Source organism: Dysgonomonas hofstadii (assembly GCF_014196915.1).
Classification (GTDB): Bacteria; Bacteroidota; Bacteroidia; order Bacteroidales; family Dysgonomonadaceae; genus Dysgonomonas; species Dysgonomonas hofstadii.
This window is the reverse complement of the sequence record NZ_JACIEP010000008.1, coordinates 44,881-57,222: the sequence shown is the minus strand read 5'-3', so window position 1 is coordinate 57,222 and position 12,342 is coordinate 44,881. Positions and strand designations below refer to the sequence as shown.

The window sequence follows — 12,342 nt, the reverse complement described above, 5'->3', positions numbered from 1 at the left end:
ACGATTATAGTATATTATTCTACTTTTTTTAATGTTAAATAGCCGAATGCAAGAGTCGTACCTTCAATTCCTTTAGAAATAGAAAATGATTCTTTTATATATCTATTTTGAACACCTACAATTGGAACCCAATGCTCACCTCTATCCATAATGATGGTATCACCCTCTATTTTGTATGAAAGGGGTAACCCTTCCTCTTCTCCATTTATGATTACCTGATATTTGCTGTTAGTGAAAATATATACAATATGATTTTCATAATCATGTTGAGCCTCACTCACCCATTTGCCTTCAATATTATTGCCTTTGTTCGCACAACTAATCACAATGAAAGATATTATACCAATCATAAAAACCCCACTTAATTTCCAAAGTTTCATATTTATTGTTTTTTGTTAGTTGATCGCTTATTTACATCTTAAAGATATTTAATTGATTCGGTATTTATCGTATCTATAGAGTAATTTTGCAAATAAAAATAATTTGGAAGATCAGATAGAATACATATCCAGTAGCCTGGCATTACAAATTAAGCCCAATGATATATTAAAGCGCATCGAACTACAGGTAATGATTGAAGATATTATGCACTCAGTCCGAGAAAAAGATGTTTTAGACACTGAAGATCTTGTCGATCTGTCATTATTGGGAGTTCCCTTTATTTCTTTCCTTATGAAGTATAAAAACATATCAGATGATGAAGCCCGGGCTCTGATCTCTTATGGGTATGTTACTTATTATGATTTTATGCTGATATTGAGGTGTGGGGTGGAATAGCATAAAATATTTTTATAGTCATATTAAATATTATTATCCCCGCTTGTTTTCATAAATAAGCGGGGATTTTTTATTTCAGATTATATTTTAAAGGAAACAGAATATTGTGGCGTACCATCTTAGAATATCCTTATTCAGCAGCTTGGACTTTCAATCGGACTGGCAACATAATTTTGAGAAACAGGAATGTTTTAATCAATATTTTGCCAGTAGTGATACAATAAGGGTTCAATTTGCAGCATTCAAAAATGATACACCAACAGTAAGACTTACTGGCTTAGATACTGAAGATGTTATATCTATTCCTCTCACAGAATTTGCTCCATTTGACAATTACCGTTCATATTATTTTGAGATAACAGACCTTGATACAGGGACGTACAAGGTTGATATTATTAATACTTATCAGGAAGTGATAAGTTCATCTGTATTTTGTGTGATGGAAAAAGAATGCCTTTATGATACTATTCTTTTAAAGTATACTAACAGGGAAGATAAATTCGATACGCAATTTTTAGATGGTGACGGAGGAAATTACTTCTTTGAATTCAGGATTAGGGGAGGATTCCTGTTTAAAGAAATGACTTTCAATGTGAGTAATAACACATTCAGGGATCAGGGATATTCATTAACCCAACTGGACGCCTACCCATATGAATCAAGAATATTGACAATAGGTGATAATTCCGGTGTGCCCATATGGATTGCCCGTAAGTTAAACCTGATGTTCAGCCTGTCATATATAACTATCAACGGGTTGGAGTACGTCCGTGCAGACGGGACAGAAGTTGAAGTTAACGAACTAGCGGGATATTACCCCGGATATATTTTCAAGCTGGAAGTAGAACCAAAAGATTTTTATTCGTCGTATGAAGATTTATATCCGAATGGATATAACATACATACAAAAGAATTTATAAAACCACCATTTAATTAATATGGCAACAATAGAAGGGATAAGACAAACAGGACAACAGATATATGATGCGACAGAGCCTAATTCTGTTACGAACCAGATCGAAGGACAGGCTTTTAAAGATATAGCTGATGTATTGGAAGAATCTGCAAGTCTTGGAATAAAAAAAACGTATCTGACAAATTCAGATATGCAGTCAGATGCTAGTCCTAATCCAATAGGCGATGATGGTAATTTAATAAAAAATGGGGAGTTGGTATCAGTGACTGATGATCCTGATCCCAATAAAAATGGCATTTATGCATATGTAATAACTGATGGCGTAGGAGTTTGGAGATATCGGGGGCCATTAGGCGATGTATCTAACAAAGCGGATAAAACCGACGCCTCCGGCAACCCTGTTGTCTACCTTCCGGCAGGAACACTCTCCATTGTCAGCGACGATGAATACGCCTATGCCATCGTGGATGCGGAAAACTACCTGTTGTGGGGCAAACGATGGGACGGTACCACTTTTGACTGTGACAATACCATCACCGATAATATCCAACACAACGAACAATATATCGGAGAAGTAAAATTGCAGCTTGATAACTTTATCACCCTGTATGCCGGTATCCTTGAAATGACAAGCTTAACAGACGATCCCGAATGGCTGCGTGTGTGGACGGACAAAGAAGGGCATATCCTGGCAGGCATTAAAACAGACGGGTCATTCTATACGCCTGAATTCGAAGAGATAAAGAAACGTATTGAAGCCCTTGAAAATACATCCGGTGATATTATTGACGATCCCGAAGGGCGTCTGGAACTGACACTCGATAAGAATGAGAATATAGTTTCCGAAAGGCAAGCAGACGGTACAAAGGTAGAACCGAAGCTACTGACCGAAAACCTGTCTGTAACCGAAGCCATCCGCTTCTCCGACAAAGCCATGCAAGCCCTGCATCACGATCTGATAAACAGCGGCTTTTCTTCGGGTACCGGCGACTGGAGCGATCAGTCATTGATAAAAATGCCTATTCCACGCATATGCGCTAAAGTAAACCTTATATGTTCGAAATTGCCTACCAGTAAGACCGATGATATACAGGCTATACTCGAATTATGGGATATGGACGGGAACTATTTCAGGATTCCCATTATCCTGAATGCGCAAGGTAGTTCGTCCATGTTTTATTATATAAAGAACCTTGGAATAGACTTAGTAAATCAGAAACTTAAATTCGGCGACTGGGTTGTACAGGACTCTTTCCATATCAAGAAATACTATATCGATGCGTTCAGGGGGCAGAGTAACGTCTGTTACAACCTTGCCGAACAGATGTACCGGACACGCCCATACGGACAGATGCGCCCGTGGGATTATCTCAATGATAATACATCTGTTCTCAATTCGGGCGGCACACTTGACAGGGACTTCCCTACCGGAGCGCTTTCACATCCTGACGGATTCCCGATAGCTATCTACTGGAACGGTAATTTTTTCGGGTTGTATTCATGGAACCTGAAAAAACACAGGGATAATTATAACCTGGACGGTTCCAATCCGGATCATATATTCCTCGATGGCACATTGGGTGGAGCGCAATTATGGGGCGGTACCGTCGATTGGAATGCCTTTGAGATCCGTAACCCGAAAGGGCTGATCGATATCAACGGCAATAAGTATGACGGGGATAACCCTACCGAACTATCGGATAGCGATCCGTTTTCTGCAACAGTGAAAGCGAATATACAAAAACTGGCGGGTGCAGTGCCGGCTATCAGGGCGGCCAGTGGGAACGATAATAAAAGGGCTCTCTTCGAAGAATATTTCAATCTGCCTTTTATGATAGATTACTTTGTGTTTGCACAAGCCATATATGACTTTGACGGTTTTGCCAAAAACTGGCTGTGGTGCTCGTGGGACGGCAATAAGTATTCCCCGTGTGTGTATGACAAAGATTCTGTGTTCGGAATGAGCTGGCGGGGCACATTCGTTATGCCCGAATCGATCACCAATATACTGGGTACAAGTTCCGTTTTGCCAACCGGTCAATTATACCAGTTATACCTTCCGCAAATCAAAGAGAGGTACAACGAGCTCAGGGGTGATGGTGTATTTACCACCGGGAATATAACCGGGCTGTTCGAAGACTGGGTAAGCCGTGTGGGATATGACAATTACAAACGTGAATTTGAAAAGTACCCCGATGTGCCGTCGTACCGTGATCCGAAGATCAATGCCGAATTCTGGGAACTGGTGGATATGGGAAACACAAGCTATGCCCCTTATGATAATGCTGCGGGTTATGCAGTAGGCGACACCTGCCGTGACGGGCTGAATGTTCAATACGGTTTCAGGTGTGTGAAGGATAGTACGGGAAACCGCCCTTTCACCGGATTTTATTCAAATAACCCTGTGGAAGCCGGGTTTTATAACAGCATCGGACGTGTCGGCAACTGGCTGGATCAGAGATTCGCTAACCTGGATTCGCAGTTTAATAATTAACAACAAAAAATATATAAGTTATGAACGAATGTTTAGTCACACAATTAAAGGGGGTTGTAAACAATGATTCCCTGTTGAAACTGGGAGAACTCAGATTCTCATTGAGCCATACAAGAAGCTCGACGGTCAGCAACCTTTTTATGATACTGTCAGACAAAGCCAATACGGTATCGCTGTCTGAAACATGCACTATGTCCACATCTTCCGATATGTCCAACCCGGTCACGGTATCCGGGAGTGTGGAAATCCCTGCGAACACAGCCTGTTATTTTAATATTCCTTACGGTTCTACAATAGATGTCAGCATCCGGGACAAATATTCTATCAGGAACCTTATCACGAATGGTTACTCCTATAATTTCAGGGGGATCAGTTTTTTGACTTCCCTGACAGGATTAGTATTATTCCCGTCAGAATTGCTGGTGTTGGATTCTCTTAAACAAAAACCGGCTACCGGTTCTTTTCAACTTATTGCCCGTGTGAATGAACAATACGAAAGCATTGTTTTTGACGCAGGTGAATTGAAATTCGAAAGTATACCGACCACTTCCGCCAGTATATATCTTAACAGCTATAAGATCACCGGGAAGTTTAGCCCCGGCCCGATCTCTTTCGCTACTACCGGCGCGATTTCCCTTTCTGTGGAACGCAGCAATGTTTCCTTTGATCCGGCTATTGACCTTGAAATAAAAAACGGGAAGCTACGTGATTTAAGGATCTCCGATTCACTGGTATCTGGTGATCTGGGTGCTTTGTTCGCAAAGCTGCTTTCTGACGGTGTTTTGTGGGATGAGACAACTACAGTGGGATTGGCGGCCAGAAATATGGATACCCTGAGCGGGGATATAGCCCGGTGTCCTTTCGCATTTTTCACCAATACCGACGGTTCATACAATGAATACAGGCAGCGGGGGTTATCTTCTTTCTCCTGGTCGATCCGTCCTCAGGGTTTTATTCTTGCCTTGGAGAAAGTAAAGCTGGGCAATTTTGTGGATGCGATGCTGATCGATCAGGCGACAAAGGAACTACACCCGACGGCAGCGGCTTCTTCGTGGCTGAAAAGCATCTATGTGATCGGTACAAGGACAGCGGCCTCGGATGCTGCCGTACAGACATTGACGGATAAAGGTGTCACTGTGACGGTGACAGCTGGGTAATAGTAAATATAATTACTATTACTATAATTAAAGATAAATAAGTTAGGTATATCCGTCCTACCAAAACGGGAAGTGGTCTTTGATATATTGAATTTATCGTTTTTAAACAAATAAACAATTTCATTATGAGTGATATTTATTATTATATTTGCAAAAAAGCAAGATATATGAGTGATTATCTAAGACACATTTTTGAACATGCTTCATCCCAAGGATATAAGTCTAATGTTGTTAAATCTTTATTTGGACTACTCTCCATATTACTGACAGCAACAATTTTACTTTTTAAAATTGGAGAAAATGTGTTTGGGTATATCTTGGGGTGTTTATCTGTATTGATTGTTCTAGCCTTTCTTTTTGCCTATTTTTATTGTTTATTTAAAGACCCTAATTTGTTAAGGTCTGAAAAATTTGTTCTGGAAAAAACAGCAATAGAGAAAGCTTTAATGTCTGATAGCATAAAAAAAACAGTATCAGTAAATCCACCGAACTCAAATTATGTATCTTATGGTTCAATAGAAGAGGAGGCTGAGAAATGAAAACATTTATAATAGAATTTGATGATCTTAAAGAAGCAAATGTCGATAGTCACAAAAAACTGATGGACTATATTCTGGAAAACAAACTGGAATTCTGGGAATATATATCTCATCAAATTGTATTATTAACTCCAGATTCTTTTACAGCGTCCATGTTAAGGGCTACTATTAAAAATATATATGGAGATGGTATCCTACTTGTTGTTTTTGAAGTCTCCATTCTAGATATGGCGGCATTTGGACCTGACGGATTTATGGATTTTTTCGAAATTGCAAAGCATCCTGATTATGTTCCACTATGGGAGCGAGAAAGTGGCAAGCCATATGATCATTCCAAAGTATACAAGATTTTTAGAGATATTCAACTAAGGAAGAGACACTTCCCAGGATAGTTTCAGATAAAACAAATTTAAAAAAACGGTAAATTCAAATGAGTTTACCGTTTTTTTTTGAAAACATTTTAATTATATAAAAAAATAAGACTTATGAAATTTGAAAATAAATATGTCCTGGCTTATCAGGACGGTAAAATAGTTCGCAGGGTAGATGGTACGGGGGAGATATTCACTCCTGAAGGTGTTACGGTTGAATTGTTCGACACAGAACAGGAGGTAGATGATTTTATCCGGGAGAACGGATTGGAAGAAAGTGAGGATGAAAATGAGCCTGCAAGCGAAGATTGAGAACGCATTACCTAAAGACAAGCTGATGCATTTTTGCATCGGCTTGTTATTGACTCAATTGGCTTATCTGTGGGTGTGGCTGATATTGCTGCCTGTGATTGCCGGATTAATCAAGGAACTGTATGATAGGTTTGTGCGAAAGACGGGATTTGATTGGTGGGATATACTCGCTACTGTGTTGGGCTGTGTGCCGGTGGGGATAGTGATATTTATAATAAGATTCATGGAATGAAAGAAAATGTAGTGCTATTTATTCAATCGTACTTAAATGGGGATTATGTTTCTTTAGAAACTAAACTGGCTATTGTGGCTATTATGTGGCTATTTGTTGCTATCGCTATCACGCTCGATCTGATTAGCGGATGGAGAAAGGCCAAAGAACGGAACGAAGCCCGGACTTCATACGGATTAAGACGAACTGTAACAAAGGTGGTATTCTATTATGCTATGATGTTCTTTGCCTTTATGTTCGACTGTATCGGCACGTTTTTCTATCCATTACCATATGTCACATTTATCGCTGCCGGATTCTTGATATTCATAGAAGGTAAATCAATATTGGAAAAGGCACATGACAAGGATAAGCGTAAATTGAATAACAGCCTGAAAGATTTATCTATAATGCTGGATAACCGGGATGATTTAATAAAAGGTCTTACAGAATTAGTAAAAAAAATATCAGAAGAAAAGGAAGTGAAGAATGAGAAAGATTAAATATATAGGTGTCCATTGTACTGGCGGACTGGACAGTCAGTCACTTGAAAGCATACAGGCATACTGGAAAAATACTTTAGGGTGGAAGAATCCGGGATATCATTATCTTATATTTCCTGATGGTACAGAAGTGCAATTATTATCTGAGGATAAAGTGTCGAACGGAGTTAAAGGATTCAATAGTGAATTAATTAATGTCTGTTATGTGGGTGGTATGATAATTGAAAACAAAAAAACTGTTTTTACAGATACCCGCACCGATTCACAAAAAGCAACAATGCTCAGCAGATTGAAAAAGCTAAAAGTCAAATATCCTGATGCAATAATAAAAGGACATCGTGATTTTAGTCCTGATCTGAATGGAAATGGCAAAGTAGATTATTTTGAATGGATAAAAGTTTGTCCGTGTTTTGATGCGATGGAGGAATACAAGTTATGAAACAAATAAAGTATATAAAAATTCCATTATTTGTATTTGTCTCAATAATCATTTCACTTCTGGCTTTAGTAGGCATTGCAATCTATCAGAATCATTTCATAAATCAGTATTTAGATGTGATATATAAATTACTTTCTCGATGAAAAAAGAACACAAAGTACATATAGGAATTATCATAGTTGTTGTAGTGTCAATTCTTCTGCTTCTGAGCAGTTGTAAATCAAAAATGATATATGTACCTGTTGAATCGGTAAAAACCGAATACAGGGATAAGTATTTGCGTGATTCAGTGTATTTACATGATTCTGTATTCATGAAAATAAAAGGTGATACCGTTTGGTTGGAAAAATATAGATATCTATACCGGGATAAATTTGTGAGAGATTCTATATTTATCAATGATAGTATACAAGTTCCCTATCCGGTTGAGATACCTGGGCCAGAAGTAAACCGACTTACATCTTTTCAATCATTTCAAGTATGGTGTGGAAGAATATTATTGCTCTTGCTACTAGCTTATTTTGGATTCAAAGGAATAAAACGATTTATATAGCTTTTGAAAGCATAATTTTTTGATTTTTGAATCGTCCTATTTTCACAAATAGGACGATTGTTTATATATATCTTTCTTTAGTTCTTGATGCTTTCTGTTGGCTTCGGCTTTATTTTTATTTAGATCGGGTAATTTATAGGTATCAACGATATTATTATCCTTATCATAGAATACTATTTTCCTATTTTTTTGATAATCTTTTTCACTATATTTTATTTGTATAATTTTCATATCTTTTTTGCTAATTTCAAAATCCCCAGATTCATTCTGAATTATTGAAGGTTGAACTATAATCTTTCTTTCAGACACAAGTAATTCATTTTTATTAGCATCATAAAGACTTTCTTCAAAAGGTAAATGACCATTGGTGTTATATTCGTTTTCAATAAATTGTTTTATATCATCATAGTTATATACCGATACATTAATGAAAAAATTACTATTTTCTTTTGTGTTTTTAAAAGAATAACCTGCTGTAAAAGTAAAATTATCTTTTATTGCGTAATTCAAATTTCCTGAATTTGGCCCTTGATGAAAGATTGTCTCCATTGCTGTAGTATCAATTCTCATGGGTAGCTACAGATTTGTTTTTTCACTGTAATTTAAATACTTAATATAATAATTTACATTTTCCGTATTCTTGTTTGATTCTGTATACCACCTAGAACTTATCCTATCGTCATAATTAGTTTCAGTTGTTATTTCCCGAAATTTAACCTTAGTTAAATCATATTTTTTTTCAGCCTTTATCGTTTTATTAGTGATGGGGTTATAAAAGTCTTTAATATTTTGATCTTCAGTTAACCCAATCTCAATAAACAGTGAAATATCTTCTATACTGTTAGTATATTCATTAGTAATATTAATAGGCAATGTGGTAATGATCTCATTTTTCCCTAAAAAAGAGATAGGGCATATATAAATTACTGAAGTCAAAGAATTTTTCTTTAAAGCATAATCTCCAATATGCAATATTAAGCCTTTTTGAGTATCCTCTTTTCTCCAAATACCTGGGATAATTATGCTTCCAATTAGAGTAACAACTAATGTTATTATAGCAATAACAATACTTATTTTAGCTTTTTTACCAATAGATTTTAATTGATTTAATATTGAAATCAAATAGTTTTTTTTTGTTTTCCTGCTTGTCATAACATAGATATTTATATATTTGTAAAACATAACAAGATTCGATATTGCGTTACGAAATAGTTATGTTTGAAGGCCTTCTATTTTTGGGAGGCTTTCTTCTTTTTTAGTTTTCCATATTCTCTGATATGCTTCAGTACTTTTTTGTTCGCATCATCTATCTTCTTCTGATCGAAGTTGATATAGATATCAGTAACAGAATTTCCACCATGTCCCAAAGCAGCTGCGATAGTTTCCTTGGGAATATCAAGAGAGGCTGCGATTGTGGCCCATGTGTGGCGGGCCCAGTATGTTGTTATGCTAGGAAATAGGGGTTTTCTTTCTTTAATTTTCTTCTTTTTCCCTTTTACTATTTTTTCTACTATCTCAAATGGCCCTATTTCTTGTATATTTTTATTTATCTTGTCTGCAAATCCTTTGTAATAATTGTACGTATCAAGTGCGTTTAATAGATAATCTTTCCCTTTGTATTTGTCAAGAATAGCTTGAGCTTCAGGTAATACTTCAATACTATATAATCTGTAAGTTTTTTCTCTTCGGTATTCAATCCTCCCATTTATTATTTCTTTCAGATGTAGAAGGTCAATGACATTTATCCCAATTAGGTAAAATGTAAGCATGAATAAATCCCGATACTTCATCTGATGTTCTTCGCATGGATAATCGCGCAATTGTATTAAATCCTCAACAGTCAAAGATCTTTTAATTGTCTTTTCGGTTTTTATCTTAAATCGTCTGAATGGATATATGCTTTGTGAAATCAATTCTTCGTCTATGGCATCATTAAATATTGCTCTTATATTGCGAAAATGAATTCCTTGAGCATTAATGCTAAGTCCTTCTTCTGATATATTTTGCTGGAATCCTTTCAGCCATGATAGGTTAATGTCTTCAAAAGTTAAATTATCGATATCAGTATGTTTTTTGATTTTATTGAGAGTAGCCCTATATATGTCTTTTGTATTCTTCTTTTCTTTAGTTGAGATAAATCTTTCCAAATGTTCCTTAAATAAATATGGCGTTTCATCATCGGGCTCATTTGAATCATTATAATTTTCAATTATATTTTTGAGCTGCTGGTGGGATAGATTATTAATCTTTCCATTTGCAGCTAAGTCTAACAATACTTTTTTTACATTAATAAGCCACTGCTCTATTATGGTATTATAAATTTTCTTGCTCTTATGACCAACGACTTCGCCGCCTACAAGCTGGTCCTCTTTCAGATATATTTTAAGATTGATGAAAAATTTCCCTTTATGTGTAACAGCTATCTTTAGCGGATAAGTTCCATCTTTACGAGGAACACGGGTATCAAGATATAATTTTACTGATGCCATAATTTACTATTGTTTTTTTGCACACAAATTGCACGGTTTTTCCTCAAAAGTCCACTTTTTGCCCTGATATGCCCCCAAATATATTTATATTTTTGGATATATACAACATGAAAATAGATGACTATATATTCATAATCATCTATTTATCAGGCGGAGAGGAAGAGATTCGAACTCTCGATACAGTTACCCGTATACATGCTTTCCAGGCGTGCCTCTTCAACCACTCGAGCACCTCTCCTTTTTATTGTGGGACAAAGATACAAGATATTTTTGGATATGCAAGAGGTAAAAGTATTAGTAGTTTTTGATATGATTTGAATCCTTTTTAGGCATTTGTGGCTACAAAATGGCTACAAAAATGAGAGTAAAAATAGAAGCAGTCGCAGAGACCTACAGATTAACATCAAAAGGCTATATACCAATAGTTTTAAGGCTTGTAAAAGACAGAAAAAAGAAAGTAATAAGATTAGGTATTTCTATAGAAAAAAGCTATTGGGATGCTACAAAAAATAAGATTAAGCCTAATTGCCCTAATTTTGAATATTTAGAAAATATCATAACAGAAAAATTATCTAAGTTTCAAAAACAAGTCTTGGAATTTCAATCTATAGGAAAAGACTTTTCTTTAAATCAATTAATTGAGGCTGTAGAAAGACCAACAAAGAATATATCTATAAGTGATTATCTAAATTCAGTCATAGAAAAACTGACAAAAGAAAATAGAATAGGCAATGCAACCCATTATCAAGCATTGTATAATTCTTTAGAAAGGTTTACAAAAATTAATCAACTACAATTTGTAGATATAGATGTACCATTTCTGAATAAATATGAAACTTATTTAAGAAACATAGGAAATAAAAACAATAGTATCAGCATAAAAATGAGGACTCTTAAAGCAGTCTATAATAAGGCTGTGAAGGATAACATTGTAAAGAAAGACTATTATCCATTTAATGAATATAATGTCTCTAAGCTGAAAGATTCTACACCAAAGAGGTCTATTCTTAAAGAGGATATTCAGAAAATTATATCTCTGGATGTACAGACAATCAGCAAAAGACCTCAATCTTTATTACAGTTCAGTAAAGACTTGTTCCTATTCAGTTATTTAGGGTGTGGTATAAATATGGTGGATATGGCACATTTAAAAAGGAGTAATATAGTTTCAACCAGAATAGTCTATAAAAGGCATAAAACAGGAAAACAAATCAGTTTTCTATTACAACCTTATGCTTTAGAAATTATACAGAGATATGAGAATAGTAATAATGACTATATATTTCCTATTTTGGATGATTCTATACATGCTACAGCAGAACAGCAAGTCAGAAGGATAAAGAAAGTAACCTATGTAGCTAATAAGAATCTAAAGAAGATTGGGGAAAGCATTAATCTTTCTATTCCTCTGACGACATATTGTGCAAGACATTCATTTGCAACCATTTTGAAAAGGTCTGGAATTAATGTTGCTATTATAAGTGAGGCTTTAGGGCATTCAGATTTAAAGACTACTCAGATTTATTTGGATAGTTTTGAAAATAGTCAGATAGATGAAGCTATGAAGAATTTGCTTTGAAA

Annotated in this window: 16 protein-coding genes and 1 tRNA gene; 12 read left to right on the top strand and 5 right to left on the bottom strand. The window is 35.7% G+C overall.

The annotated features are described in order from the left end of the window. Nucleotides 1-14: 14 nt before the first annotated feature. Nucleotides 15-380, bottom strand: coding sequence for a hypothetical protein (locus GGR21_RS11880; RefSeq protein WP_183307449.1), 366 nt, complete (start codon nt 378-380; stop codon nt 15-17). Nucleotides 381-483: 103 nt separating this feature from the next. On the opposite strand from GGR21_RS11880, the gene GGR21_RS11875 reads away from it, so the two are divergent. From GGR21_RS11875 to GGR21_RS11825, 11 genes are all read left to right on the top strand, one after another. Continuing rightward, nucleotides 484-777, top strand: coding sequence for a hypothetical protein (locus GGR21_RS11875; RefSeq protein ID WP_183307448.1), 294 nt, complete (start codon nt 484-486; stop codon nt 775-777). Nucleotides 778-883: 106 nt separating this feature from the next. Further along, nucleotides 884-1,714: a hypothetical protein gene (locus GGR21_RS11870; RefSeq protein ID WP_183307447.1), complete on the top strand. Its 831-nt coding sequence runs from the start codon at nt 884-886 to the stop codon at nt 1,712-1,714. A gap of 1 nt (nt 1,715) precedes the next feature. Further along, complete coding sequence (locus tag GGR21_RS11865) at nt 1,716-4,187, top strand: CotH kinase family protein (RefSeq protein WP_183307446.1); 2,472 nt, start codon at nt 1,716-1,718, stop codon at nt 4,185-4,187. Between the two features lie 20 nt (nt 4,188-4,207). Beyond that, nucleotides 4,208-5,344 (top strand): hypothetical protein, encoded by a 1,137-nt coding sequence (locus GGR21_RS11860; protein ID WP_183307445.1) that lies wholly within the window; start codon nt 4,208-4,210, stop codon nt 5,342-5,344. Between the two features lie 125 nt (nt 5,345-5,469). Then, nucleotides 5,470-5,883, top strand: a complete 414-nt coding sequence (locus GGR21_RS11855) for a hypothetical protein (RefSeq protein ID WP_183307444.1) — start codon at nt 5,470-5,472, stop codon at nt 5,881-5,883. Further along, nucleotides 5,880-6,275, top strand: coding sequence for a hypothetical protein (locus GGR21_RS11850; protein ID WP_183307443.1), 396 nt, complete (start codon nt 5,880-5,882; stop codon nt 6,273-6,275). The genes GGR21_RS11855 and GGR21_RS11850 overlap by 4 nt, the downstream gene beginning before the upstream one ends. A gap of 93 nt (nt 6,276-6,368) precedes the next feature. After that, entirely contained in the window at nt 6,369-6,566 is a 198-nt protein-coding gene (locus GGR21_RS11845) for a hypothetical protein (RefSeq protein ID WP_183307442.1), read from the top strand. Beyond that, a complete protein-coding gene (locus GGR21_RS11840) occupies nt 6,544-6,798 on the top strand; it encodes a hypothetical protein (RefSeq protein ID WP_183307441.1) in 255 nt (84 codons plus the stop codon). Before GGR21_RS11845 ends, GGR21_RS11840 begins: the two co-directional genes overlap by 23 nt. Further along, a complete protein-coding gene (locus GGR21_RS11835; RefSeq protein WP_183307440.1) occupies nt 6,795-7,280 on the top strand; it encodes a phage holin family protein in 486 nt (161 codons plus the stop codon). The genes GGR21_RS11840 and GGR21_RS11835 overlap by 4 nt, the downstream gene beginning before the upstream one ends. Then, nucleotides 7,267-7,719: an N-acetylmuramoyl-L-alanine amidase gene (locus GGR21_RS11830; protein ID WP_183307439.1), complete on the top strand. Its 453-nt coding sequence runs from the start codon at nt 7,267-7,269 to the stop codon at nt 7,717-7,719. The genes GGR21_RS11835 and GGR21_RS11830 overlap by 14 nt, the downstream gene beginning before the upstream one ends. A gap of 139 nt (nt 7,720-7,858) precedes the next feature. Then, on the top strand, nt 7,859-8,272 hold the full coding sequence (locus GGR21_RS11825) for a hypothetical protein (RefSeq protein WP_183307438.1): 414 nt from the start codon (nt 7,859-7,861) through the stop codon (nt 8,270-8,272). Between the two features lie 42 nt (nt 8,273-8,314). On the opposite strand, the gene GGR21_RS11820 is transcribed toward GGR21_RS11825, so the two are convergent. The 4 genes from GGR21_RS11820 to GGR21_RS11805 form a co-directional block, all read right to left on the bottom strand. Next, nucleotides 8,315-8,842 carry a hypothetical protein gene (locus tag GGR21_RS11820; protein ID WP_183307437.1) on the bottom strand — a complete coding sequence of 176 codons (528 nt, stop codon included), beginning with the start codon at nt 8,840-8,842 and terminating at the stop codon, nt 8,315-8,317. Nucleotides 8,843-8,848: 6 nt separating this feature from the next. Next, nucleotides 8,849-9,424 carry a hypothetical protein gene (locus tag GGR21_RS11815; RefSeq protein WP_183307436.1) on the bottom strand — a complete coding sequence of 192 codons (576 nt, stop codon included), beginning with the start codon at nt 9,422-9,424 and terminating at the stop codon, nt 8,849-8,851. Between the two features lie 77 nt (nt 9,425-9,501). Then, complete coding sequence (locus GGR21_RS11810; RefSeq protein WP_183307435.1) at nt 9,502-10,761, bottom strand: tyrosine-type recombinase/integrase; 1,260 nt, start codon at nt 10,759-10,761, stop codon at nt 9,502-9,504. A gap of 151 nt (nt 10,762-10,912) precedes the next feature. Beyond that, nucleotides 10,913-10,999: transfer RNA gene (locus GGR21_RS11805), tRNA-Ser, on the bottom strand. A 120-nt stretch (nt 11,000-11,119) separates the two neighbouring features. On the opposite strand from GGR21_RS11805, the gene GGR21_RS11800 reads away from it, so the two are divergent. After that, nucleotides 11,120-12,340 (top strand): site-specific integrase, encoded by a 1,221-nt coding sequence (locus GGR21_RS11800; RefSeq protein WP_183307434.1) that lies wholly within the window; start codon nt 11,120-11,122, stop codon nt 12,338-12,340. Nucleotides 12,341-12,342: the final 2 nt, after the last annotated feature.

Excerpts from the sequence above, each read along its gene's own strand:
- GGR21_RS11835 (WP_183307440.1), top strand. The coding sequence starts at position 6,795 with ATGAAAGAAAATGTAGTGCTATTTATTCAATCGTACTTAAATGGGGAT.
- GGR21_RS11815 (WP_183307436.1), bottom strand. The coding sequence starts at position 9,424 with ATGACAAGCAGGAAAACAAAAAAAAACTATTTGATTTCAATATTAAAT.
- GGR21_RS11850 (WP_183307443.1), top strand. The coding sequence starts at position 5,880 with ATGAAAACATTTATAATAGAATTTGATGATCTTAAAGAAGCAAATGTC.
- GGR21_RS11820 (WP_183307437.1), bottom strand. The coding sequence starts at position 8,842 with ATGAGAATTGATACTACAGCAATGGAGACAATCTTTCATCAAGGGCCA.
- GGR21_RS11865 (WP_183307446.1), top strand. The coding sequence starts at position 1,716 with ATGGCAACAATAGAAGGGATAAGACAAACAGGACAACAGATATATGAT.
- GGR21_RS11845 (WP_183307442.1), top strand. The coding sequence starts at position 6,369 with ATGAAATTTGAAAATAAATATGTCCTGGCTTATCAGGACGGTAAAATA.
- GGR21_RS11840 (WP_183307441.1), top strand. The coding sequence starts at position 6,544 with ATGAGCCTGCAAGCGAAGATTGAGAACGCATTACCTAAAGACAAGCTG.
- GGR21_RS11855 (WP_183307444.1), top strand. The coding sequence starts at position 5,470 with ATGAGTGATATTTATTATTATATTTGCAAAAAAGCAAGATATATGAGT.
- GGR21_RS11860 (WP_183307445.1), top strand. The coding sequence starts at position 4,208 with ATGAACGAATGTTTAGTCACACAATTAAAGGGGGTTGTAAACAATGAT.
- GGR21_RS11880 (WP_183307449.1), bottom strand. The coding sequence starts at position 380 with ATGAAACTTTGGAAATTAAGTGGGGTTTTTATGATTGGTATAATATCT.
- GGR21_RS11810 (WP_183307435.1), bottom strand. The coding sequence starts at position 10,761 with ATGGCATCAGTAAAATTATATCTTGATACCCGTGTTCCTCGTAAAGAT.
- GGR21_RS11800 (WP_183307434.1), top strand. The coding sequence starts at position 11,120 with ATGAGAGTAAAAATAGAAGCAGTCGCAGAGACCTACAGATTAACATCA.
- GGR21_RS11825 (WP_183307438.1), top strand. The coding sequence starts at position 7,859 with ATGAAAAAAGAACACAAAGTACATATAGGAATTATCATAGTTGTTGTA.
- GGR21_RS11830 (WP_183307439.1), top strand. The coding sequence starts at position 7,267 with ATGAGAAAGATTAAATATATAGGTGTCCATTGTACTGGCGGACTGGAC.